We start from the raw sequence: 24,344 nt of genomic DNA, 5'->3' as shown, positions 1-24,344 counted from the left end.
TGACCTCCATCGAATCTTCGCAAATCCGACGGAATCACAGGGGCTTGAGGCCACTCAACCTTTTTCAGTCAGCCTCTTAGAGATGCTCTTACCGTGAGTTAGAAGAGCATTCGGTGTTGAAAAGCACGTCTCGTGATCTGAACACGATAAACGATGCCCTTGAGGCGGCTTGGACTCGTAACGCTTGAGAAGTCGGCAAAGCATGCGAACGAATGAACATTGACTGTATAAGAATTATGATTGTCGTGTCAGCGGTAAATATCGATAGTTATTATTTCAAAGAATACAAAATAGAAATCTTCTAAAATATGGTAATTTTGATTGTAATAATTAAAAACTAGAGTATTTGACTCGCAGATAAAGGCTCTGATAGGCGGAAAAACATCGTTCTTGTTTTCAAAGGTTATCCGCCGTGCAGCGTCCCCTTGCATTATTGGCATCGACAGCTCTTGTCCTCATCTCCAGTGAAGCGCTCGCGCAATCGAACGAGACGCGAGCCATTCAGCTGGAAGAGGTGACGGTCGAGGGAAGCCAGAACACTCAGACGGGACCGATCACGGCGGACCGCTATGTCGCGACCTCGATCCAGAGTGCGACCAAGACGGATACGCCCATTCTCGAGACGCCGCGGTCGATTTCAGTCATCACGCAGGAGCAGTTGGAGGATCGCAAGCCGCAAACATTGCTGGATGCGGTGGCCTACACGCCGGGGACGCGTGTCGGCAGCTACGGATTCGATCCGCGCTACGACGCGTTCACGATCCGCGGCATCGATGTGACCTATACCGGCGTGTTCCGCGACGGGCTGCGACAGGTCAACAGCCCGAACGGTCTTTTCAGACTGGAGCCCTACGGTCTTGAAGGGATCACGATCCTGAGGGGCCCGGCCTCTTCGATCTACGGGGCGAGCAGCACCGGCGGCATCGTCGACCTGATCTCGAAGCGCCCGACCTTCCTGCCCTTCAGGGAGGTCGAGGTGCAGACTGGATCCTATGGACGCATCCAGGGCAGTTTCGATCTCTCAGGGTCTGCCAACGCGGACAACATGCTGTTCTATCGCCTGACCGGCCTGGTGCGTGATGCCGGAACCGAGATCAGTGCTGTTCCGGACGACCGCGTCTTCATCGCGCCGGCCATCACCTGGAAGCCGACCGATGCGACGACCCTGACGATCCTCGGCGAGTATATGGACTCGACCACGGGTGGCACGGCGGCCTATCTCAACAACTATGCGACGGATGCTGCCGGCAATCCGACTAGCCTGTCGATCGGCGCCACCCGGGTCTTCGCCGGCGACAAGCGCTACAACGATTTCCGCCAGCAGCAGGGCCGCATCGGCTACGAGTTCGAGCACCGCTTCAACGACATGTTCACCCTGCGCCAGCGCACCCGCTTCTCGGCGCTCGGCACCAATCAGGAATATGTCTATGGCGGTTCCGGTCTGACCCGCGAGAACAATTGGGGAGTCGTGAGCGATACCTATCTCGAGAGCCGCGTAAGAACGGGTCCGGTCGATCATACGATCCTGACAGGCTTGGATGTCAGCCGTCTGAGCTATGTCTCCAAGCAGGGCTTCGACGCCGCGATTCCCGTGGGATTGGACCCGGTCCTCTCCTATCGCGAGGACCAGACGCAGACGCTCACGGGCATTTACATTCAGGATCAGCTCAAGTGGCAGAACTGGCGCCTGACCCTTGGCGGGCGCCATGATTGGCTGACGAGCGAATTCAACAGCGCCGGGTTCGCGTTCGACCAAGACGACACCAAGTTCACAGGGCGTGCGGCTCTCGGGTATGTGACCGATTTCGGCCTTGCTCCCTATGTGAGCTGGGGCACGTCCTTCACGCCCAATCCCGGTACCGTGCTGAACGGCGGCGTTGCGCAGCCGACGACGGGCGAGCAGGTCGAGGTCGGCGTGAAATACGATCTGCCCGGCTACAACGCGTCGATCCGGGCCGCGGTCTTCGATATCCGGCAGGAAAATGCGGTCGTGTATCAGGTCGTCGACGGCCTCAACCAGCAGGTTCAGCTCGATCTTCGATCGCGCGGTTTCGAGCTCGAAGGCGTCGCCTCGCTGACGGACGGGCTCAATGTCCTGGCGTCCTATTCCTACACCGACGCCCGTATCCTGCAGCTGACGCCGGAAACCGAGGGCAACCGCCTGACGAGCGTGCCCCAGCACATGGCTTCGCTCTGGCTCGACTACACAGTTCAGGATGGGCCGGCGAGGGGGCTCGGCATTGCAGGCGGTGTCCGCTATGTCGGCGCCAGCTTCGGCGACAACCTCAATCGGCCCATCATCGAGAACGATCCGCGCGCCTATCTCGACGCCGCGATCCGCTATGACCTCGAGAATATCAATCCTAGCCTCAAGGGCTTCCGTTTCCAGGTCAATGCCACGAACCTGCTCGATGAGGACGGTCAGGTCTGCACATCCAACTACTGCTACTTCGACGAAGGCCGCAAGGTCATCGCGAGCCTGCGGTACAGGTGGTAGCGATGGCCGCCGCGAAGGCGCGGATCGGGCGGGGTCTCGGTTCGCCGCTCGCCATCGTCCTGTCGATAGGCGGATTGTATGTCGGACAGAGCATCGTCGGAGGCGTGACATTCACTGCGCTTCCGAGTGTTCTCCGTGATCGGGGCCTGCCTCTCGATCAGATCGGACTGACCTATCTCGCGGTTCTGCCGTGGGTTTTGAAGTTCCTCTGGGCGCCGATGATCGAGCGCTATCGCCTGCCGGAGACTGGGCCGAGCCGTTCACGCTCCATCGTCTTCGTCGGCGGGCTGATTACGGCCATTTGCTTCGTTCTGGCCGCCGGCATCGGTCCGACGAGCTTCGTGTCGCTCATGGCGATCTTCATCGTGGTCGCATTCGCCGCCTCCACCGTGGACATCGCCTGCGATGGCCATGCGGTCGAGAGCCTGTCCGAACGATACCACGGCTGGGGCAATGCCGCTCAGGTGGGCGGGGCCTATCTCGGATCCGCCATCGGCTCCGGGCTATTCCTCGTGCTCGTCGCCAGGATCGACTGGGCGCAGGCGATGATCGTCATGGCGATCATGCTGGTGCTGCTGGGGCTGCCCTTCGTCCGGTCGCCACCGGTCACACCCAAATCCGCGCGCCTGCACAAGCCGTCGCTGCGCGACGCGCTGAACCGCAGCGTGATGCGCAAGGGGCTGGCGCTGTCCGCTCTCTACGCGCTGTCGCAGAAATGGGGCCTGGTGATGCTCGGGCCGTTCCTTGTGGATTCCGGCCTCGACCTGAATTCGCTGGGGATCGTCAACGGAGCCGGCGGCATGATCGTCGGCTTCGGCTGCGCTCTTCTGGGCGGAGCCCTTGTCCGCCTTTGGGGCGCACGGCTGGTCATAGTTCTTTCCCTTGGGCTGCAGGCGATGGCACTGGCAGGGCTGGCGGCGGCGGCGTGGGCCGGAGGAACATCCCAGTGGCTTCTGCTCGCCCTGGCCCTGGCGAGTTCCTCCGCCATTCTGGCCCTCGGCTTCGTGGCGCTCTATGCCCAGTTCATGGGGCTTTCGGACCCGCGCCAGGCTGGCATCGATTTCACCCTCCTGCAATGCATGGATGCGCTCGTCAGCATGATCGGCGGCATCGGTGCGGGCTGGATCGCCCAGAATTTCGGCTACGGCGCCTATTTCGGCCTGGCTGCTTCGCTCATCGTTCTTGCCGCTGCTCCGATCGCCACGCTGAGCCGAGGTGTTTCAGCACCGATCGCTGGGAGGGCGGATGCGCAGCGCCCGCAGCCCCTGCCGCAGCACTCGTGAGCGGGCCGGCTCAGATCTTCCCCCAGGGATGTTCCAGCTACATAATCGGTTTCATCACGGCGTCATAGAAACGCCGCTAGAGACGCTGCGCAGGAGGAATGTCCATGAATTATCTGGCAATATTGGGAGCGGCGGCACTTGGCCTTCCGCTGGCGGCCGGGTCGTCCGTCGCTCAGGAGAAGACGCTGACCGGTGAGCGCACCCTGGTCGTCGCCCATCGTGGGGCGAGCGGCTATCTCCCGGAACATACGCTCGAGGCCTATGCGATGGCGATCGAAATGGGGGCCGACTTCATCGAGCCGGATCTCGTCGTGACCAAGGACGGTGTCCTGATCGCCCGGCACGAGCCGATGCTGAGCGGCACGACAGACGTGGCGAACCGGCCTGAGTTTGCCTCCCGCAAGACCACCCGCAAGGTCGATGGCGTGGAGACGACCGATTGGTTCTCCGGCGATTTCACCCTCGCCGAGATCAAGCAGCTTCGTGCCAAGCAGGCGATGGCGGATCGCGACCAATCGAAGAACGGACAGTTCCAGATCCCGACTCTTCAGGAAGTGGTCGATCTCGCCAAGAAGGAAGCTGCTGCAAGGGGCAGGGTCATCGGCATCGCCCCAGAGACCAAGCACTCGACTTTCCATGCCGCCATCGGATTGCCCATCGAGGACCGGCTGGTCACGCTGCTGAAAGAGGCCGGCTGGGGCGGTGCCTCAGCGCCGGTCGTGATTCAGAGCTTCGAGGTGGCGAACCTGAAATACCTGAACACGCGGATCGACGTGAAGCTCGCCCAGCTCCTCGATGCGGAGGACGTGGACAAGGACGGCAACATCGTCCTCTCGGCACCTTACGCCCAGCCTTACGATTTCGTGGTCGTCGGTGACAAGCGCACCTACAGGGATCTGCTGTCGAAGGAGGGGTTGACGGAGGTCCGCTCCTATGCCGACATCCTGGCTCCCTGGAAGCCGTATATCCTACCGACCAAGCAGCTCGACGCGAACGGCGACGGAAAGCCGGACGATCTCAACGGCGATGGCAAGACGGATGAGCAGGACCGCGTTCTTGCCGCACCGACATCCGTGGTGAAGGATGCCCATGCAGCCGGCCTTCAGGTCTTCACCTGGACCTTCCGCAATGAGCCGAAGCGCCTGGCCTCGTCCTTCAAGGGCGACCCTGCTGCCGAATACAAGGCGTTCTATGCGCTCGGAGTGGACGGATTGTTCAGCGACTTCCCCGATACGGCCGTCAAGGCGCGCTGAAGCGATACATTGTTGCTGACGATTATGTGAGACCCGGCGGAGGAGACTCCGCCGGGGTTTCATTGCAATCGGGATGGGCGGAGGTTAAATATTCCGCTCTAGTCTTGGAAATCCACCTTTAATTTCTGCCGGCATTTGCTCAGATACCGCCAAGCGGTGGCTGGGCTGCGATTGAAAACGAGCCTGATCCAGATTGCTTATGGACGCGGCCTCTGAAAGTCCCCTGGAACCCGACGATGGCCGTTGTCACGTTCAGTAACGCTATGCCATTTGGCCTTCGGCTGCGGGATTTTTTCAAGGGCGTTATTGGCAACGTCGACGAACGTACGGAGGATGGTCGACAGACGGCGACCTTCAGCGTCCAGGCCGGCAACCTTCGGTATGACTCATTCTACGAGGGGGTGGCTGTTTCCGAAGCGGGCGGGCAGGTCTCTTACCTGCGCTTCAGCTCGCAGAATACGTCTTGGCTGACCTATGGTGAACAGGGTGGCGCCATTCTCTTCACCTTTGACAATCTAGAGATGTTCCACCAGCTCGGCGATGCGGCTGCAATTGCTATCATGAAAGGCGACGATCGCCTTACCGGCTCCTCTCATGGCGACTACATGGAGGGGTATGCCGGGAATGACACGCTCGATGGTGGGGACGGGGCCGATACGCTCGACGGTGGGTCGGGCAATGACACGTATTTCGTCGACAACATGGACGACCGTGTAATCGAGGCTCCGGGCGGCGGCCACGACGTGGTGTGGACGAGCGCCAGCTTCGCAATGGCGGCGGGTGCCGAGATCGAGGAACTCAAAGCCGTCGCAAATGCCAGTGCTCTGTCTCTGACAGGCAATGAATTCAACAATCGCATCGAAGGCACCTCGGGCAATGACACGCTCGATGGCAAGGGCGGCGTCGATATGCTGATCGGCGGGGCGGGCGACGATCTCTACATCGTCGACAACGCATCCGACTTGGTCTGGGAAGAAGCCGGGCAGGGCTATGATACGGTCATCGCCAGTGCGTCCTACGCGCTGGGTGCGAATGTCGAGGTGCTGAAGGCCGCAGGGGGGACCTTCGCCATCAACCTGGTCGGGAATGCGCTGGCGAACGAGATCTTCGGCAACCTGGGTGCCAATGAGATCCATGGGCTCGACGGCAATGACAGCCTCTACGGCGACGGCGGGAACGACCGGATCTTCGGCGGCGGCGGGCAGGATCTTCTCTATGGCGGAATCGGAAACGATTTTCTGAGCGGGGATGACGACAACGACAGGCTCTATGGCGATGTCGGAAACGATACGCTCGATGGTGGCGCCGGCAACGATCTTCTCTATGGCGGAACGGGAAATAACCGGCTCATGGGCCAGAGCGGGAACGACACTCTCTATGGTGGAGCGAATGCCGAGACCCTCCAGGGCGGCGACGGCAACGATACGCTCTACGGCGATGCCGGCAACGATTATCTCGACGGCGGCGCAGGCAAGGACACCCTGTATGGTGGCTGGGGAAAGGACTCGTTCGTCTTCAAGAATGCGCTGAATGCGAAGACCAATGTCGATACGATCAAGGACTTCAACGTCAAGGACGATACGATCCGGCTGGAGAACAGCATCTTCAAGAAACTGGGGAAGGCGGGAAAGCTGAACCCGGATTTCTTCACAATCGGCAGCAAGGCGCAGGATGGGAACGACTATCTCATCTACAACAAGAAGAACGGCTATCTGTCTTATGATGCCGACGGGTCGGGGACGAAATACAAGGCGATCCTGTTCTTCAAGCTGAAATCCGGTCTCGCGCTGACCGATAAGGATTTCTACGTCATTTAGCCTATCGCCTACGGCGAATTGCCGAAGCTACTGGCAGACATCGACCCAGTCGGCCCCGACGAGATCCGCCATGCGCTTCGGATCGATGCGCACGGCCGCATGGATCGAGCCCGCCGCCGGCACGACCTCTTCGAAGGCCTTCAGGGAGATGTCGCAATAAACAGGCAGGGGCGTCGCCAGGCCGAAGGGGCAGACCCCACCCACCGGATGGCCCGTCAGGGCGAGGACCTGCTGCGCATCGAGCATCGAGGCCTTGCCGCCGAAAGTGGACTTAACCTTGCGGTTGTCGAGCCGCGCGGTGCCGCTCGTAACTACGAGGAAATTGCGCTCGCCGACACGTGGTGACAAGGTCTTGGCGATCTTCTCGGGCTCGACGCCATGCGCTTCCGCCGCCTGGGTCACGGTGGCGGTGCTGGTCTGCATCTCGATGATCTCGATATCCGGGGCTTTCCGAGCCAGAAACGCGCGGACGGATTCAAGGCTCATGGCCAATGGACTCCCTTAGGTCGATGAAACGCATGATGCAGTGAGCATCCCATGCAAGACGATGCCCCGTGATAGCTCCTATCCCGCGGTCATTGCAAACCGGTTGCTAGCGGTCGCTCTCCGGATAGTCAGCTCCCCGGCTTGTCTCGGCCCAGGCGTCGATCTCGGCAAGCGTCTCGTTCAGCTTTTCCCGAATTCCATCGAGCGCAATGGCGCCCAGCACGAGATGCTTCGGCGGATCTTGCGCCTCCACCGCCTTGACGATCGCCTCCGCGGCCCGCACGGGATCGCCCGGCTGCTGACCGCTGTAGTTCGCCGTCGTTTCAAGCCGCGCGCCGACCGTGTCCCGGTAATCCGCGATCGTCGGGCGTCGCTGCTGCAGGGAACGGCCGGCCCAATCGGTGCGGAACGGTCCGGGCTCGACGCAGGTCACCTTGATGCCGAGCGGCGCAACCTCCTTGGCCAAGGCGTCGGACAACCCTTCGACGGCGTGCTTGGTGGCGGCATAATAGCCGGAGCCCGGGTAGCCGATGAAACCTGCCTGGGATGAAATGTTGACGATATGCCCGCGGCGGCGGGCCCGCATGCCCGGAAGCACCGCGCGCGTCATGGCCGCAAGGCCGAAGACATTGGTGTCGAACTGCGCCCTGATCTCCGCATCATCGCCTTCCTCGATGGAGGCCTGATAGCCGTAGCCGGCGTTATTCACGAGCACGTCGATGGCACCGAAGCGATCTTCCGCCTGCTTGACGGCCTTGGCGATCTGGTCTTGCTTCGTGACGTCGAGCGCGAGGGCGAGGGCCTTGTCTTCGTATCCCTGCGCCAGATCCTGAACCCGGCCGACATCGCGCGCGGTCACCACGGCACGCCAGCCGCGCTTCAGCACGATCTGCGCGAGTTCCCGCCCGAATCCGGTCGAGCAACCAGTGATGAACCAGACGGCGTTGTCGTTGAGCGGCATGGAGCTCTCCCCTTCAGGCGGCTTCGGAACGGGTGGGATATAGGCGGATCCTCAAGGGAGGGAATAGCCATCGCGAGGTGCAGTTTCGGGTGAAAGGGCCGAGATCCGGCCCTTTCACGTATTCACCTCACTTCGCGCCTGCCTGCGGACGCATGACGCCTTTCTCATCCCGGCGCAGAGGCGCGGTCTGCTTCGGCAGAGGGGCTCCCGGTGCATCTGCCACCGTCACACCCTGAGACCAGTCGGCGGGCGCAATGGCGATGTAGCGGGCATAGCCCCCCGTGCCGCCGAGCGGCTTGGCGAAGCCGATGGAGATGAGGGCGCCGGCCTCCGGCACCTTGTCGAGATTGGCGACGCCCTCGGCCTGGGTGTAGTGGTTGTGCAGAAGCCAGGCTTCGCCTTCCAGCGTCGGCGTCGTATCCGTGTCGAGGGGCTCGTGCCCATGGAACAGGATCTTGCGCTCGAGGTGCAGGAACTTGAGCGCGTCGAGGCTGACGCCCGGATGCGGCTTCGATGCGAAGCGGGATGTATCGTTCCAGCCTTTGTACCAATCCGAGCGGACCATCACGACGGCGCCTTCCGGGATCCGCCCGTTCCGGCTTTCCCAATCCCGTATATCCTGAACGCTCATGTGATAGCCCGGATCGGCCGCTACCTTATCCTGGATCGGGATCACCACGAGCGGACGGACGGCGTAGGTGGGCGGAAGATCGCTGATCGTAGCCCCATATTCGTCCCAATGCGCGGGCGGATCGAGCTGCGTGCCGTATTGGTCCGTCGTAAGCGCGTAGCTCGTCGCGACGAACCCGTGCTTGGCATAGGTGTATTCATCGCCCTTCTGAACATAGCCCGGGATATCGGCGCCGGCCGTCGTGGCCTTGAATTCCGCGTGCCCGAAGCCCGGCCAGACCGGTTGGACAGGCGCGAAGGCATGGGTCAGGTCGATATGCTTCGCGCCTTTGATACTTTGTTCATAGATGGACCAGAGCCCCGGCGGCTGCTGTGCGGGCTGTTGTGCCAGTGTGGCCGAAAAAACGAGAGTGCTTGTGAGGAAGACTGCTGATGAGATGGCTTTCGAGATCACGATAGGCTCTCCCTTGATAAGCCACGCGATCATCCATCCGGGAGCCCTCCAGTTCAATGCCCTCTTCGCACCACGGCTGCCTCGTTGTTAGGCATTGCGGAAGTCGATCAGCGGTTCGTCATAGATCGCGGTGAGAAGCCTGCCGTCGTCTTTGACGACGCCGCGATACATGCCGGAGCAGTTGAAGGGCAGGGAAACATGGCCCGCATGATCGACGGCGATGATGCCACCGGAACCGCCCGCCGGCGCCAGCATGTCGATCACCACGGCCCGCGCGGCGTCGTCCAGGGTCTGGCCGGCATAGCGCATGCGGGAGGCGATCTCATGGGCGGCGGCATAGCGGATGAAGATTTCGCCGTGGCCAGTGGCGGAGACCGCGCAGGTCTCATTGTCTGCCCAGGTTCCCGCGCCGATCACCGGGCTGTCGCCGACGCGCCCCGGGGCCTTTGCGGTCATGCCACCGGTCGAGGTCGCTGCCGCCAGATTACCGTTCCGGTCGCGGGCGACCGCTCCGACCGTGCCGTGCTTGCGCGACTCGTCGAGGTCCTCGTCGCCGCCCTGGCGCATGGCCAGCGTCTCCTGCAGTGCCTGCCAGCGCTGCTCGGTGAAGAAATAGGACGGCTCAGCGAAGGCGAGCCCCTGCCGGCGGCAGAATTCCATGGCGCTCTCGCCTATCAGCAGAACGTGGCCGGAATGTTCCATGACGGCGCGCGCGGCGAGAACCGGATTACGCGGCCCGCAGATGCCGGCGACGGCACCTGCGGAGCGGTCGCTGCCATCCATGACGGCGGCATCCATCTCCTGCTTGCCCGCGGAGGTGTAGACGGCGCCGCGGCCGGCATTGAAGAGAGGTTCGTCCTCGAGCGCCATCACGGCGGCGGAAACCGCATCGAGCGCGCTGCCGCCGTCGGCGAGAATGACCCGCCCGGCATCAAGGGAGCGCCGCAGTCCGGCATGGTAGGCGGCCTCCCGCTCCGGCGTCATCTTGCTGCGCAGGATCGTGCCGGCGCCGCCGTGAATGGCCAAAGCGAATTCGCTGCCTGAAGTGTTTGAGTCGGTCATAGGTTATGCGTCCGAGAGTGGGGAGTTCAAAACATCGAGAAGAGCAGGGCGGCTATGTCCGTTGCGGCCGGTCATGGAACCTGCGGCGACGAGTGCATCGAGGACGGCTTCCTGCGTCGCATCGGCCATGGCCTCGAACAGGTGATCGATCCGGCTCTCATTGAGGATGCGGCAGCCGACGATATCTGCCATCTCATCATGTGCGATCACATTGGCGGTGGTAAAGCCGAGCGCGATATCGCCGCTGCCGTGGCCCCAGAACGACCCCAGTCGCGCGAGTCCGACGCCCGAGCGGCGGATGATGCGCTTGAGCTGCCTGTCGCTGAGCGGAATATCTGTTGCCGCAATGATGATGATCGAGCCCTTTTCGGGATCGCTCCGCTCGGCCTGCTTCCTGAACGGTGCGACAATTCTGCCGTCGGGCAAACGCAGGTCGCCCGCGCGGCCGAAATTGGAGAGGACGAGCACACCGAGATGATAACTCTTGTCGTCGAGTTCCAGCCTCCGCGACGACGTCCCGATGCCACCCTTGAAGCCGAACGTGCTCATGCCGCATCCGGCGCCGACCGCGCCGACATCGAATCGGGATGCGGCAGCAGCGATCGCCGCGCGGGCGTGGTCTTCGGTCACGGACAGCGCCTGGATATCGTTCAAGTAGCCGTCGTTGCACTCGAACACCAGCGGGTTCACGGTGGCCGTCTCGCGGCCGATATCCGGATTGTGTTCGATGGCGTGACGCACCAGGGCGGTGCAGCAGGTGCCGACCGACAGGGTGTTGGTCAGGAGAATCGGCGTCTCGATCGTGCCGAGTTCCTCGACCTGCACGAGACCCACACTCTTGCCGAAGCCGTTCAGAACGTGAACCGCGGCAACGGGCTTCTCGCGATAGAGATTGCCTTCGTGCGGGATCACGGCGGTCACGCCCGTGCGAACCTCCCCCTCGATCAGGGTGCGGTGGCCGACGCGCACGCCCGGCACATCGGCGATGCTGTTGAGCTCGCCTGCGGTCAGTGCGCCACAGGCAAGGCCGGCATCCCGAGCGCGGGCAGGGCGCGTCATCAGGCGCACTCCGCCTTCACGAAGGCTGCAATCTCCGCATGAGTGGCGATCCAAATATCCGAGCGCCGCGCGAATTCCTCCAGCAGCTTCTCGAGGATCCAGATCCGTGAACGGTAGCCGGTCACATGCGGATGCATGGTGAGCAGGAAGAGACCGCCTTCCTCGTAAGCCCGCTCGAATTCGCGGAGGAAGATGTCGAAGACTGCCGTTGGCGGCGTGTGCGGCCGCAGGCCGTTGAAGCGGTGCATGTTGAAATACACCGCATCGTCGCGGATCCACTCGACGGGGAGTTCGACGATGCCGGTCGGCTCGCCTTTCTCGACCAGCTCATAAGGATCGTCATCGGCCATGAGGGATGAATCGTAGAGGAGGCCGAGTTCGCGCTCGATCCGAAGGGTGGTGGGGCTGAAATCCCATGAGGGCGTGCGCAGACCCACCGGTCGGACGCCCGTGATCTTCTCCAGAGTATCGGCCGAGCGGAACATCAGGTCGCGCTCGATTTCATAGGGCAGTTGGCTGTTGAGCTCGTGGATCCAGCCATGGATGCCGACCTCATGCCCCTCCGCGACGACGCGGCGCTGTTCATCCGGGTAGAGGAGTGCAGCAACGGCCGGTACGAAAAAGGTTGCCTTGGCGTCGTATTTGGCGAGCGCGCTCAGGATGCGCGGCACGCCCTGGCGGTTGCCGTACTGGCCCTGGGACATGCGCCCGATGGATTTTCCGCCGTCGCGAAGCTCGTTCGTCTCATGGTCAGCGTCGAAGGACAGGGCAACGGCGCAGCGGGCGCCGTTCTTCCACTTGCCCGGCTTCATCGATCGCCCCGCGCGGACGTGATCCACTTTGCTCCGCCACGTCTGCTCGTCCCAGGTCCAGGGCTGGCTGCTCATTTCGTCCATGGTGCTCTAAATTCCTTGTCTCAAATCGTATCGGGGTCGCAATCAGGAACGCCCGCCGTCGGCGGAGATGATCTGGCCGGATATCCAGCCTGCCGCGTCCGAAGCCAGAAACATCACGGCATTCGCGATATCCTGCGGATGTCCGAGCCGCCGCGTGTGAATGCTTTCCACCAGACGCGCCTGACCTTCCGGTCCATAGCTCTCCCATTGCCGTTGGGTGGCGGGGTTGGAGAGCACGAAGCCGGGAGCCACGCTGTTGACGGTCACCCCGAATGGGCCAAGCTCGAAGCTGAGCTGCTTGGTCAGTCCGACAAGCGCATGCTTCGAGGCGGTATAGGCCTGGATACCGGTCAGGCTCGGTCGGAGACCGGCGCCGGACGAGATGTTGACGATACGGCCGAATTTCTGGCGCTTCATATGCGGTGCTGCGGCTTGCGAGCACCAGAAGGCGCCGTGCACATTCGCTTCGAAGAGCACGAGCCAGTCCTGCTCGCTCACCTCCTCAACGGGCTTCGCCACCTGCCCGCGAACGCCGCCGGCGCAATTGACGAGGATGTCGATGCCGCCGATGTTTTCCGCCATCTCGTCGAAGATACGGCCGACTTCGGCACGATCCGCAAGATCGAGCGTACGGGTTGCCTTCGCACCCGCTTCCGCAGCCACACGCAGACCGGCCTCGTCCATGTCGAGCGCCCACACATGGGCGCCCTCTGCCGCGAGGGACTGGACGATGGTGCGGCCGATCCCCTGCGCCGCTCCAGTCACCGCAACGCGGCGGTTGGTGAAGTCGAGTTTCATAGCTTCAACATCTCGTCGAGTGTAGACCAGGACTGTTCGCGCCGCCCGTCCTCGATGTCGTGGATCAGGGCGACCATCCTGTCGATGGCGGGCGTCGGGATTCCGGCCTCCTTGCCTAGGGTGCCGATGATCGCAATCTGTGCATCGACCTCGGTCTTGCGCTTGCGCACCGCAAGATCGCGCCAGATGCCGGAATGGGTCTTGGCGGTATGCCGATTGAACTCCGCCATGTCGGCGACCGAGCGGCGCGCCGCTGCCTCATCCGCTCCTGGCATGAAAGCATCCGGGTCGAAGCCGTTGAAGCCGAGAGGCTTTACGCCGCGCGCCTTCGCCACCGCCATCACCTCCTGACCGAGACGATGATAGACCGGAAAGTGGCGCTCGGAGGCGAGGTTCTCGGACATGGACGCGTTGGTCAGCGCCGTTGCGAAGAGCAGCGAGCCGTATCCGAGCTTGCCCCAGAGATAGCCCCAGATGTTGTCGGTGAGCACCGCCTTCGGCTCGAAGATCGACAGCAGGCGATGATAGTCGCGCACCGCGTCGGTAGCCTTTCCGTCGAGGCCGCCGACGGCCACCGCCGCCCGGTTGCCGAAGAGGATGCGTCCCGGCTCCAGCCAATCCGCGCCGAAATTGACGAAGCAGCCTACAGTCCGGTCGTTGCCGACTTCCTCTGCGATGACGATCTCGTTGAGGCCGTTCTGCGCAGAGAGAACGGTGCCGTTCTCCGCGAGATACGGCTTCAACGCGCGCACTGCATCGCGGGTATGATGAGCCTTGACGGCGAGGATGATGCGCTTGAAACGGCCTGTGACCTCGCCCGGCAACGCAGCCTTCACCGACTGGCGGAAAGTCTCGACGGGTCCTTCGATGAGGAGGCCATCCTTCTTCATGGCCTCCACATGCGGCTCGACGATATCGACGAGGAGCACGTCCTCGCCGGCGCGGGCGAGATAGGCGCCGAGCGTGCCGCCGATGGCGCCGGCGCCCCAGATCAGAATCGTGTTCTCGTTCATCACCAGGTCTCGATCAGCGCGCGGGTTTCGTCGATGGCCACCGACCAGATGGCGTTCATGTCCTCGTCGGAACGCTGGAAATAGCCGCCGAAATTGCCCTCCTGCAGAATCTCGCGGACGCCCTCAGGGTCGAATGTCCGCATGCGCTCGAGGTCAACCATCGGCTTCTGGTGAGAAGGTTGCTCGATGCCGGGCAGGCGGGTCCAGGGGAAGTTCTCCATCCAGGAGGCGTGAGAAGCAACCGGGTCGATCTGCTTCACCTTCTCGAAGGTTTTTGGTGCATTCCACCAATTGTGGAATTTCACCCGGCAGTCCGGATTCGCGCCCATCCACTCGATCGCGGCCGTCTGGCCCGGCGTGTTTCCGCCATGGCCGTTGACGAAGAGGATTCGGCGGAAGCCCGTGCGCTTCAGGGAGTCGAGAATGTCGGTGATGATCCGCAGATAGGTGTCCGCCTTCAGCGAGATCGTGCCCGGATAGGCCATGAAGTAGGGTGTGATGCCGTAGGCCTGAACGGGGAATACCGGAACGCCTGTCGGTGCCGCCGCCTCCGAGGCCACGCGCTCCGCCAGGATGCTGTCGACGGACAGGCTTAAGTAGGCGTGCTGCTCCGTGCAGCCGAGCGGAACGACGGCGCGATCATCCGTCTTCAGGTATTGTTCCACCTGAAGCCAGTTCATCTCACTGATTTTCATGAAGATATTTCCTCTTGCGAAACGATGGATGAGCGCAGGCGCTCGATGACCGGGAGCAGCGTGGCGCGGATCGCATGCGGATCGGGCACGTAGCGGAATTCCATGGCCTGCCGATCCGGCGGCAGAAGTTTCTTGACGGTCGCCTCTGCGCCGCTGGCATAGATCGCCACATCGACCTGAGACAGGAACGCCGCGAGATCGGGCGCGGTGATCAGGCGCACATCGACCTCCGACACGTGAGGCGCAAAGCGCAGCACACCCGGTTTCATCAGGGCCGTGAATTCGGGAAAGATCGAGATGATTCCCACCCGCGCCATCGGATCGATCATCGCCAGCTGCGCACGGGTTTCTTCGGAGGGAATGAAGCTCATTCCCACGACGGGAATGCCGCTCGGGACGAGGTGTTCGACCTCGCCACGGCGATGCGCGAGCGTCACACAGATATCGCAGGGGAGGGGAAAGGATTCTCCCGCGTGCAGCGCATCGACGGTCGTGACGACGATGGTGTCGTCGGAGCCGATATATTCCTGGATTCGATTGGCATATTGCTGCGTCGTCTCGACGAAATTGCCAACCATAACGAGGCGCAGGGGCCGCGTCGGCGTCGGGCCGCGTGCGGCGCGGGCATTCACGAGCGATGAGACGACCGACGGCGCAAGCCCGAGCTGCTCGGCTTCGTTGAAGAGCGTCTCGATCCGACGCTGGATCTTTCGAATCGCGTTGGAGCGCAGCCCATCGCTGTTGTGTCCATCGCCCACATAGGTGCCCGCACCCGGCTTCGCCTCGATGAGCCCGGCCTCGCGCAGTTCCCGGTAGACGGTCGCCACGGTCATATGCGCCACGCCGGCGCGCTCCGCGAGTTCGCGGACCGACGGCAGGCGTTGTCCGGTCGGCAATTCGCCAAGCGCAATTCCGAACTCGATCAGACCGCGCAGCTGCGTGCCGAGCGGCACGGGAAGAGTGCGGTCCAGCGCCCCTGCAAGGCCTGCGAGGATGCGCTCGTCAGGCGTCTGTTCCGTGCCGCTATAACGGATGCCTTCATAAGTGTCAGGAGATGGTTGGGGTTTGGGCACAGCGCTGTTGACTTTTCTTTGCCGGGTGACCTACCGTTCTAATCGATAAGAACACCTTGGACGAAAAGCCAGGGTCTTAGCAAGAGGGGAAGTGAAGTGAAACAAAACTTCAAGCTTGGTGGATCGCTCGTTGCAGCTCTCGTCCTCGGAACCGTCCTTGGCGGCTCGGTTTCGGCACAGACCCTGACCATGGGATTGCGCGCCGGTCCCGATTCCATCGATCCGCATTGGTCGACCCTGGGCAGCCAGGCGGAGGCCCTGCGCCACATCTTCGATACGCTCGTCATGTCCGACGAGAACCTGGGGCTGAAGCCCGGCCTCGCCACCTCCTGGAAGCCGATCGACGAAACCACCTGGGAGTTCAAGATCCGCGAGGGCGTGAAATTCCACGACGGCTCCGAGCTGACCGCCGAGGACGTGAAGTTCTCGATCGATCGCATCCCGGTCGTCACCGGCCCGATGAGCATGACGATCTACACGAAGCAGGTGGCGGAGACGAAGGTCGCCGACAAGTACACCCTGCACGTGAAGACCAAGGCTCCGGCTCCGACCCTGCCGAACGATTTCATCCGTCTCTTCGTGGTGTCGAAGAATGTCGGCATGGAAGCCCGCAACGAGCAGTTCAACTCCGGCAAGGCCGCCATCGGCACCGGCCCTTACAAGTTCGTGTCCTGGGAGCCCAAGGGCGATCTGGTCCTTGAGCGCAACGACAGCTACTGGGGTGCGAAGCAGCCCTGGCAGAAGGTGATCCGCAAGGAGATCCCGAGCGATCCGGCCCGCATGGCCGCGTTGAAGTCCGGCCAGGTCGACCTCGTCAACTACGTGCCCGCGACCGATTACGCCGCAATGCAGAAGGACAAGTCGGTCGACACCTTCGTCGCCGACTCGGTCTACTTCCTGAACCTCACGCCGAATGTGAAGGAAACCCTTCCGCGGAAGGTGAAGGTCGACGGCAAGGAAATCGATGCCAACCCGCTGCGCGACCCGAAGGTGCGCGAGGCCATGGATCTCGCCATCGACCGCAAGACGCTCGTTCGCGTCGTGCTCGAGGGTCTGGGCCGTCCGGCGAACCAGCTGATGCCGTCTAATTTCTTCGGTGGCAACAAGAACCTGCCGGAGCGCCCCTACGATCTCGCAAAGGCCAAGCAGCTTCTCGCCGATGCGGGCTATCCTAAGGGCTTCGAGATCGACTTCCACTGCACCAACAACCGCCTGCCGGGCGATGGCGCGGTGTGCGAGGCGCTCTCGCAGATGTGGGCTCGAGCCGGCCTGAAGGTGAATGCGAACGCCCTCAACGGCACCGTGTTCTTCCCCGCGCAGCAGAAGGGCGAGTTCTCCCTGTGGATGAGCGGCTGGGGTACGCTGACGGGCGAGGCGAGCTACACCTATGGATCGCTGGTGCACACCGCTGATCCGCAGCTCGGCCTCGGCGCCTTCAACAAGCAGGGCTACTCCAATCCGGAAGTGGACAAGCTGCTCCAGGAAGGCGCACGCACCATGGACGACACGAAGCGCCGCGCTCTGTTCGAGAAGGTGACTGAGGTTTCCATGAACGACCGCGCGCTGATCCCGACGGTTCAGATCCAGACCGTCTGGGCTGCGAAGAAGGGCGCAATCACCATCCCGCCGCGCGTCGACCAGGAGACTCTGGCCTACGAGATCAAGCCGAAGAGCTGATCGTTATGAACACGCCGGGCAATGCTGCTCGGCTCATCCGGAGGGAAAGCGATTTCCCTCCGGATGCTTTGATTGAAGAGACTTGCGGAGGTGGGGCGTTCGTGCCCTATGCCTCCATACGCAGCATCCTGCACGAGACAGCATGATCGGTTTTCTTATTCAGCGTGTCCTGCAGGCGCTCATGGTCGTGATCGCCATGTCGATCATCGTGTTCCTGGGCGTCTATGCCATCGGCAATCCGATCGACGTGATGATCGATCCCGCATCAGATCAGGCCCTGCGCGAAGCTTTGATCCACCGCTATGGCCTCGACCGTCCCCTGTACGAACAGTACTTCGTGTTCATGAACAACATGTTGCACGGGGATCTCGGCGAGTCCTTCATCTATCGCCTTCCCGTGCTGAGCCTGATCTGGTCGCGCTTCCCGGCAACCCTGGAGCTGGCGCTCACGGCCATGATGATCGCGACTTGCGTCGGCATCCCGCTTGGCCTGTGGTCCGGCTACAAGCCGGAATCGCTTTCGGCCAAGGCCATCATGGCCTTTTCCGTCCTCGGCTTCAGCGTGCCCAGCTTCTGGGTCGGCCTGCTCCTCATCATGACCTTCGCGGTCGAGCTCGGCTGGCTGCCCTCGGGCGGGCGCGGGCCGACCACCCAGGTGCTCGGCATGAACCTGTCGATCACCTCGCTCGAAGGCTGGAGCTACATCATCTTGCCGGCCTTCAACCTGGCCCTGTTCAAGCTCGGTCTCCTCATCCGCCTGACGCGGGCAGGCACGGTCGAGGTGATGAGCTCGGACTATGTGCGCTTCGCCCGCGCTCAGGGGCTGTCCGAGAGCAAGGTCGTCGGGCTCCACGTTCTGAAGAACATCTCCATCCCCATCGTTACGGTCTTTGGACTCGAGCTCGGCTCCACGCTCGCGTTCGCCGTGGTGACGGAAACCGTCTTCAACTGGCCGGGGATGGGCAAGCTCATCATCGATTCAATTACGGTGCTCGACCGTCCCGTGATGGTCGCTTACCTGATCCTCGTGGTGTTCCTCTTCGTTCTGATCAATCTCGTCGTCGATCTGGTCTACGGCCAGCTCGATCCGCGCATTCGCGTAAAGGCTGCGTCATGAGCAGTTCGCCCGCTCTCTCCCTGCCGACCGAGACGCGTTGGACCCGGTTCGCCAATTTCTGGGCGGATTACCGGCAGAGCCCGGTTGCCGTGGCTGCCCTGATCGTCGTGGTCGTCATCGTTCTCATGGCGCTGCTGGCGCCGCTGGTGGCGCCGCAGGACCCATACAATCAGGGAGCGCTCGACCTGTTCGATGCCCGGCTCGAGCCCGGCGAGGTCGGCTCAGGCGGCTATGTCCATTGGCTCGGCACCGATGCCGCCGGACGGGACCTGTTCTCCGCCATTCTTTACGGTCTTCGCACGAGCCTGATCGTCGGCGTCATGGCCGGCACCCTGGCGCTCGTGCTGGGAACCACGGTCGGCCTGATCGCTGCCTATTACGGCGGACGGGTCGAGGCGATCATCATGCGCATCATCGATCTGCAGCTCTCGCTGCCGGCGATCCTGCTCGCACTGGTCCTCGTTGCCATGCTGGGGCAGGGGCTGATGCAGCTCGTGGCAGCGCTGGTCGCGGCGCAATACGCCTATTTCGCCCGCACCACCCACGGCGCGGCAAGCGCCGAGCGACGCAAGGACTATATCGAGGCCGCTCTCTCGACGCCGCTGCCGGCCCGGCACGTGCTGTTCCGCCACCTTTTGCCGAACGCGCTGCCGCCGCTGATCGTGGTGGCGACGGTGCAGGTGGCGAATTCCATCGCGCTCGAGGCGACGCTGTCGTTCCTCGGTCTCGGACTTCCCATCACCCAGCCCTCGCTGGGCTCGCTGATCTCGAACGGCTTCCAGTTCCTCCTGTCGGGCCGCTACTGGATCTCGATCTATCCCGGCATCGCTCTCATGCTGACCGTCGTCGCCATCAATCTCGTCGGCGACCAAGTGCGCAATGTTCTGAACCCGAGGCGCAGCCGATGAGCGATGTCGTTCTCCGCGTCAAGGATCTCCAGACCCAGTTTCAGACCAGAGCCGGCGTTCTGAAGGCCGTCGACGGCGTCAGCTTCGAAGTCGGTCGCGGCCGCATCCTCGGGCTCGTCGGCGAGTCCGGTTCCGGCAAGAGCGTGACCGGTTACTCGATCCTCGGCCTGATCGAGCCGCCCGGCAGGATCGCCGGCGGTGAGGTGGTCCTCAAGGGCAAGGATCTCACTCGCCTGAGGGGTGAGGCCATGCGCCAGGTCCGCGGCGCTCAGATCGCGATGGTCTTCCAGGACCCGATGATGACCCTGAACCCGGTTCTCAAGATCGGGACGCAGATGATCGCGGCCGTGCGGGCGCATGACAAGGTGTCCCGCAAGGCAGCCCGCGCCAGGGCGCGCGATGCGCTCGCCAAGGTGGGCATTCCGAGTCCCGAGGAGCGGCTCGATGCCTATCCGCATCAGCTCTCCGGCGGCATGCGTCAGCGCGTGGCGATCGCCATCGCGCTCCTGCACAGTCCTGCCGTCATCATCGCCGACGAGCCGACCACGGCGCTCGACGTCTCGATCCAGGGCCAGATCCTCGCCGAGGTGCGGCGTCTCGCGGACGAGACCGGCACCGCATTCGTGTGGGTGACGCACGATCTGGCGGTGGTCTCGAGCCTCGCCGACGACATCTGTGTCATGTATGCGGGCAGGGTGGTGGAAAGCGGCCCGGCGACTGATGTGATCGCGTCGCCGCGCCATCCCTACACCGCGGGGCTTCTTGCCTCCGTGCCGGCCGAGCACGAGCCCGGGACGAAGCTTCCGCAGGTGCCGGGATCGACTCCGTCGCTCGCCAATCTTCCGCCCGGCTGCGCCTTCGCGCCGCGGTGCTTCAAGGCAGGCCCCGCCTGTACGACCACGCCGCCGGTGCAGCAATTCGAAGACGGCCGCACCGCCCTTTGCCATTACCCGATCGAGCCTGTTTCATGCCAGCCGCTCTCCTCGACATCGACCACGTATCGAAGCGCTTCGTAAAGCACCCCAACCTGGGCGAGCGCGTTGCCGGTCTTCTCGGTGCAGGCCCTAAGACCGAGATCGTTCGCGCGGTGACGGATGTCAGCCTCAACGTCGCCAAGGGCGAGGTCGTCGGCCTCGTCGGCGAATCCGGCTGCGGAAAGTCGACGCTCGGCCGAATGATCGCCGGCATCTACACGCCGAGCGACGGCAAGATCCTGTTCGACAAGGTGCCTGTGGCCAAGGAGCAGGGCCGGCGCACGCAAAAGCTCACGACCCGCGTTCAGATGATCCACCAGGATCCTTTCGCGAGCCTCAACCCGCGCATTCGCATCGGCGATACGGTTGCCGAGGGGCCAGTGGCGCACAGGATCGTCAAGCCGCGCGAGGCGGATTCCTATGTGGCGGATCTGCTCGGCCGCGTCGGGCTCGACCCGACCTATCGCCGCCGCTTCCCGCATCAGTTCTCCGGCGGTCAGCGGCAGCGCATCGCGATCGCGCGCGCCCTCGCGATGAAGCCGGATCTCCTGGTTCTGGACGAGCCGGTTGCTTCCCTCGACGTGTCGATCCAGGCGCAGGTGCTCAACCTGTTCATGGATCTGCGCCGTGATCTCGACCTGACCGGCATCTTCATCAGCCACGATCTCGGCGTGGTGCGCCACGTTTCGGACCGTGTTGCGATCATGTATCTCGGCCGCATCGTGGAGCTGGCGCCGACGGCGGAGCTCTATGCCGCGCCCAACCATCCCTATACCCGTGCGCTCTTCGAAAGCGTTCCGAGGGTCGGCGTGGGAAAGAAGAACTTCCGCCCCATCGCGGGAGAGATCCCGTCGCCGCTCCATCCGCCGAGCGGATGCCATTTCCACCCCCGCTGCCCCTTCGCCGGCCCGCGCTGCAAGCGCGAGGCGCCGCCTTTGACGGCCATCGGACCCGGACGTTTCTCCGCTTGCCATCTCAACACCGGCGGCACGGATTGATCTGAAAGCCTCGACACAATGACCCAGCAAGCTTCTCTCGCCGCGCTCCATGAGCGCATCGCCGCCGTCAACGACGTCCTGAACGCCACGTCGTTGCTGACATGGGATTCGCGCACGATGATGCCGGCCGGCGGGGCTGAAACCCGCGGCCAGCAGATCGCAACCCTGACCCGTATTGCGCGCGATCTCCTGCTTGCGCCCGAGACCGAAAAGGCTCTCGTCGAGGCTGAACGGGCGGTCGAGGGGCTGGCAGCCGATGCCGCCGAGAGACGCATGGTCGAGCAGACGCGTTATGCGGTCGAGCACCATCGGCGCGTGCCGGCATCGCTCATCCAGGAGCGCGCCTCGCTTCGCACGGTTGCGCAGGCGGCCTGGATCGAGGGGCGCTCGAAGAGCGACTTCTCGATTTTCGCCCCGCATCTGGAAAAGACCGTCAAGCTCTCACGCTCCTACGCCAATTGCATCGGCTGGACCGAGCATCCTTATGACGCCATGGTGTCGATCTACGAGCCCGGCGAGACGGCGGCGAGCCTCAAGGCGTTGTTCTCCGAGCTGCGGAACGGGCTGCTACCGATCCTCGATGCGGCGCGGTCCCAGCCTCGGCCTCGCTCGGACTTCCTGTTCCGCGACTACCCGGAGGAAGGACAGCGCGCCTTCGGTCTGACTCTCGCCGAAAAGCTCGGATACGATTTCAAGCGCGGGCGCCTCGACACGACGGTTCATCCCTTTGAGGTGTCGTTTACCCGCAATGACGTGCGCATCACCACCCGCTACAACCGGAATTACCTGCCGGCGTCGATGTTCGGCACGGCCCACGAGGTCGGGCATGCGCTCTATGAACAGGGCGTCGACCCCGCCTATACCCGCACGACGCTCGCGACCGATCTCGTCGGCCTCTATGCGGTCGGCGGAACCAGCTTCGGCGCTCATGAATCCCAGTCGCGTCTCTGGGAGAACCATGTGGTCCGCAGCCTGACATTCTGGCAGCGCCACTTCTCCGACCTGCAGCGCCACTTCCCGGATCAGCTCGGCGATGTGACCGCAGAGGAATTCTACCGCGCCGTGACCCGGGTCGAGCCGGGCTTCATCCGCGTCGAGGCTGACGAGCTCACCTATGATTTCCACATCATGCTGCGCGCAGAGATCGAATGCGCACTCATGGACGGTTCGCTTCCCGTGTCGGATCTGCCGGAGGCGTGGAACGCCGCGATCCGGCGTGACCTCGGACTGACCGTTCCGAACGATGCGCAGGGCGTCCTGCAGGACGTGCATTGGTCGACCGGCTATATCGGCTCCTTCCCGACCTACACCATCGGCAATGTCATGGGTGCACAGGTAATGGAGACGCTGCGCCGGCAGAACCCTTCACTCGATCCTGCGATAGAGGCGGGGAATTACGCGGCTTTGGCCGATGAGCTGCGCACGAAGATCTGGCAACACGGACGCCGTTTCACGCGGGAAGAGCTGCTCGTCCGTGAGACGGGCCGGGGCCTCGATCCGGCGCCTTATCTTGCCTATCTGCGCGGCAAATACGCCTGAGATTGTCGTGCGACCCAGGAACTCGGCCGCAGGGGTAAATCCCCCGCGGCTTTTCAATGGTCGACATTGTCGCCCGTATGGCCGGCGCGCCAATAGGCGACGACCTGGTGCTCGGATGTGGGAATCCTCCACTCCTTGCGCAGCAGCTTCTTCAGACAGCGGCAGCTGGTCTGCTCGCAGCCGGCCCAGATGAAGCGTCGGCGCTCGTCCGACGGCAGGGCTATGCCGCGGATGGCATCCTCGATAAGTGTCGTTGTTCCTGCCGGCGCGCCTTTCCGATGGATCCAGCGGATGTCGACAGCGGCGGAGGACCGAAGCGGCTGTTCCTCGGTCTCATCCGCGACCTCCAGCAGCACTGTCGCTTTGCACTCTGCCGGCAGCTCCGCCAGGATGCGGCTGATGGCAGGAAGCGCGGTCTCGTCGCCAGCAAAAAGATACCAGTCAGCCTCAGGAAGTTCGCCGCCACCGGGTCCCATGACGCCGACGATATCTCCGGGCGAAGCCTGCCGTGCCCAGGTGGAGCCCGGCGTGTCGTCGCCCGCGTGAACGACGAAGTCGATAGCGATTTCGCCGCGCTCCACGTCGATCTCGCGGATCGTGTAGACGCGCATGACCGGCCGGTCCTCGCCCTTCGGCCAAACTGGCCGTCCATCTTCTCCCGTGACCGGCCATTGCGGAACAATTCCGGGCTTCGGCGGAAATAGCAAGCGCACATGCATGCCGCCGACGGCGAAGCGCGCGAGATCTGCTCCCTTCAGCCTGACCCGGCGCATGCGCGGCGTAATGTTTTGCGCGCCCACGACGCGCATTTCCCGGAAATAGGGAAGCGGCGCGCCGGCAGCGCCGTCACCCGACCATGAGATGCGCGGCGTTTCGCCGTCGGCAAAGGCCAGGATGTGCTCGGCAAGACTCAATTTGACATAGGCGAGGTTGGTTGCATCGGATCCTTCGGCACGAAGGTAAAGGCCGTCCCGATCCGCCTCCATCGATGCCGTTCCATAGGCGAACTCCAAGCGCGCTGAGCGCTTGGAGCGGTCGACGCTGCCATGCTCGATGAAATGCTCGCAGAGTTTGTCCATCATCTGCACGGGGCCTGCGAGAGAAACCCTGGCTTCGGCACGAAGGAGTGAGGTCATGGCGTGTTCCATCAGAGA

Annotated in this window: 21 protein-coding genes; 10 read left to right on the top strand and 11 right to left on the bottom strand. The window is 63.0% G+C overall.

Translation table 11 applies throughout. The features are described 5' to 3' along the window. Positions 1-412: 412 nt before the first annotated feature. The 4 genes from JKL46_RS09200 (at position 413) to JKL46_RS09185 (ending at position 6,850) form a co-directional block, all read left to right on the top strand. Positions 413-2,497, top strand: a complete 2,085-nt coding sequence (locus tag JKL46_RS09200; protein WP_201832123.1) for a TonB-dependent siderophore receptor — start codon at positions 413-415, stop codon at positions 2,495-2,497. Between the two features lie 2 nt (positions 2,498-2,499). Continuing rightward, on the top strand, positions 2,500-3,780 hold the full coding sequence (locus tag JKL46_RS09195) for an MFS transporter (RefSeq protein WP_201832121.1): 1,281 nt from the start codon (positions 2,500-2,502) through the stop codon (positions 3,778-3,780). A 104-nt stretch (positions 3,781-3,884) separates the two neighbouring features. Continuing rightward, entirely contained in the window at positions 3,885-5,033 is a 1,149-nt protein-coding gene (locus JKL46_RS09190) for a glycerophosphodiester phosphodiesterase (protein WP_201832119.1), read from the top strand. A gap of 236 nt (positions 5,034-5,269) precedes the next feature. Then, complete coding sequence (locus tag JKL46_RS09185) at positions 5,270-6,850, top strand: calcium-binding protein (protein ID WP_201832117.1); 1,581 nt, start codon at positions 5,270-5,272, stop codon at positions 6,848-6,850. Between the two features lie 27 nt (positions 6,851-6,877). Here the strand turns inward: JKL46_RS09185 and JKL46_RS09180 are convergent, their stop codons facing one another. The 10 genes from JKL46_RS09180 to JKL46_RS09135 all read right to left on the bottom strand — a co-directional run bounded on the left by JKL46_RS09180 (position 6,878) and on the right by JKL46_RS09135 (position 15,977). Next, positions 6,878-7,336: a YbaK/EbsC family protein gene (locus tag JKL46_RS09180; protein WP_201832114.1), complete on the bottom strand. Its 459-nt coding sequence runs from the start codon at positions 7,334-7,336 to the stop codon at positions 6,878-6,880. A gap of 106 nt (positions 7,337-7,442) precedes the next feature. Further along, positions 7,443-8,297 (bottom strand): oxidoreductase, encoded by an 855-nt coding sequence (locus tag JKL46_RS09175; protein WP_201832112.1) that lies wholly within the window; start codon positions 8,295-8,297, stop codon positions 7,443-7,445. Between the two features lie 127 nt (positions 8,298-8,424). Next, entirely contained in the window at positions 8,425-9,381 is a 957-nt protein-coding gene (locus JKL46_RS09170) for a cyclase family protein (protein ID WP_425493245.1), read from the bottom strand. Positions 9,382-9,468: 87 nt separating this feature from the next. Further along, positions 9,469-10,443, bottom strand: coding sequence for an isoaspartyl peptidase/L-asparaginase family protein (locus JKL46_RS09165; protein ID WP_201832108.1), 975 nt, complete (start codon positions 10,441-10,443; stop codon positions 9,469-9,471). A gap of 3 nt (positions 10,444-10,446) precedes the next feature. Further along, positions 10,447-11,502 (bottom strand): DmpA family aminopeptidase, encoded by a 1,056-nt coding sequence (locus JKL46_RS09160; RefSeq protein ID WP_201832106.1) that lies wholly within the window; start codon positions 11,500-11,502, stop codon positions 10,447-10,449. Then, positions 11,502-12,398 carry a polysaccharide deacetylase family protein gene (locus JKL46_RS09155; protein WP_201832104.1) on the bottom strand — a complete coding sequence of 299 codons (897 nt, stop codon included), beginning with the start codon at positions 12,396-12,398 and terminating at the stop codon, positions 11,502-11,504. The genes JKL46_RS09160 and JKL46_RS09155 overlap by 1 nt, the downstream gene beginning before the upstream one ends. 42 nt (positions 12,399-12,440) lie before the next feature. After that, positions 12,441-13,196: an SDR family NAD(P)-dependent oxidoreductase gene (locus JKL46_RS09150; protein WP_201832102.1), complete on the bottom strand. Its 756-nt coding sequence runs from the start codon at positions 13,194-13,196 to the stop codon at positions 12,441-12,443. Then, positions 13,193-14,209, bottom strand: coding sequence for a ketopantoate reductase family protein (locus JKL46_RS09145; RefSeq protein ID WP_201832100.1), 1,017 nt, complete (start codon positions 14,207-14,209; stop codon positions 13,193-13,195). The genes JKL46_RS09150 and JKL46_RS09145 overlap by 4 nt, the downstream gene beginning before the upstream one ends. Continuing rightward, complete coding sequence (locus JKL46_RS09140; RefSeq protein ID WP_201832098.1) at positions 14,209-14,904, bottom strand: creatininase family protein; 696 nt, start codon at positions 14,902-14,904, stop codon at positions 14,209-14,211. Before JKL46_RS09140 ends, JKL46_RS09145 begins: the two co-directional genes overlap by 1 nt. Continuing rightward, entirely contained in the window at positions 14,901-15,977 is a 1,077-nt protein-coding gene (locus tag JKL46_RS09135) for a GntR family transcriptional regulator (RefSeq protein ID WP_201832096.1), read from the bottom strand. Before JKL46_RS09135 ends, JKL46_RS09140 begins: the two co-directional genes overlap by 4 nt. 96 nt (positions 15,978-16,073) lie before the next feature. Here JKL46_RS09135 and JKL46_RS09130 point away from each other — a divergent pair, with 96 nt between their 5' ends. The 6 genes from JKL46_RS09130 to JKL46_RS09105 all read left to right on the top strand — a co-directional run bounded on the left by JKL46_RS09130 (position 16,074) and on the right by JKL46_RS09105 (position 23,190). Beyond that, entirely contained in the window at positions 16,074-17,654 is a 1,581-nt protein-coding gene (locus JKL46_RS09130) for an ABC transporter substrate-binding protein (protein WP_201832094.1), read from the top strand. 142 nt (positions 17,655-17,796) lie between these two features. Continuing rightward, positions 17,797-18,771, top strand: a complete 975-nt coding sequence (locus JKL46_RS09125) for an ABC transporter permease (RefSeq protein ID WP_201832091.1) — start codon at positions 17,797-17,799, stop codon at positions 18,769-18,771. After that, positions 18,768-19,679 (top strand): ABC transporter permease, encoded by a 912-nt coding sequence (locus JKL46_RS09120; protein ID WP_201832089.1) that lies wholly within the window; start codon positions 18,768-18,770, stop codon positions 19,677-19,679. Before JKL46_RS09125 ends, JKL46_RS09120 begins: the two co-directional genes overlap by 4 nt. Further along, entirely contained in the window at positions 19,676-20,695 is a 1,020-nt protein-coding gene (locus tag JKL46_RS09115; RefSeq protein ID WP_201832086.1) for an ABC transporter ATP-binding protein, read from the top strand. Before JKL46_RS09120 ends, JKL46_RS09115 begins: the two co-directional genes overlap by 4 nt. Next, positions 20,647-21,651 carry an ABC transporter ATP-binding protein gene (locus tag JKL46_RS09110; protein ID WP_201832084.1) on the top strand — a complete coding sequence of 335 codons (1,005 nt, stop codon included), beginning with the start codon at positions 20,647-20,649 and terminating at the stop codon, positions 21,649-21,651. Before JKL46_RS09115 ends, JKL46_RS09110 begins: the two co-directional genes overlap by 49 nt. Positions 21,652-21,669: 18 nt before the next feature. Continuing rightward, complete coding sequence (locus JKL46_RS09105; RefSeq protein ID WP_201832082.1) at positions 21,670-23,190, top strand: carboxypeptidase M32; 1,521 nt, start codon at positions 21,670-21,672, stop codon at positions 23,188-23,190. A 53-nt stretch (positions 23,191-23,243) separates the two neighbouring features. Here the strand turns inward: JKL46_RS09105 and JKL46_RS09100 are convergent, their stop codons facing one another. After that, positions 23,244-24,326, bottom strand: a complete 1,083-nt coding sequence (locus tag JKL46_RS09100; protein WP_201832080.1) for a siderophore-interacting protein — start codon at positions 24,324-24,326, stop codon at positions 23,244-23,246. Positions 24,327-24,344: the final 18 nt, after the last annotated feature.

It is taken from the genome of Microvirga zambiensis WSM3693 (assembly GCF_016735695.1).
Lineage (GTDB): Bacteria > Pseudomonadota > Alphaproteobacteria > Rhizobiales > Beijerinckiaceae > Microvirga > Microvirga zambiensis.
This window is presented reverse-complemented; position numbering and strand designations above follow the sequence as displayed.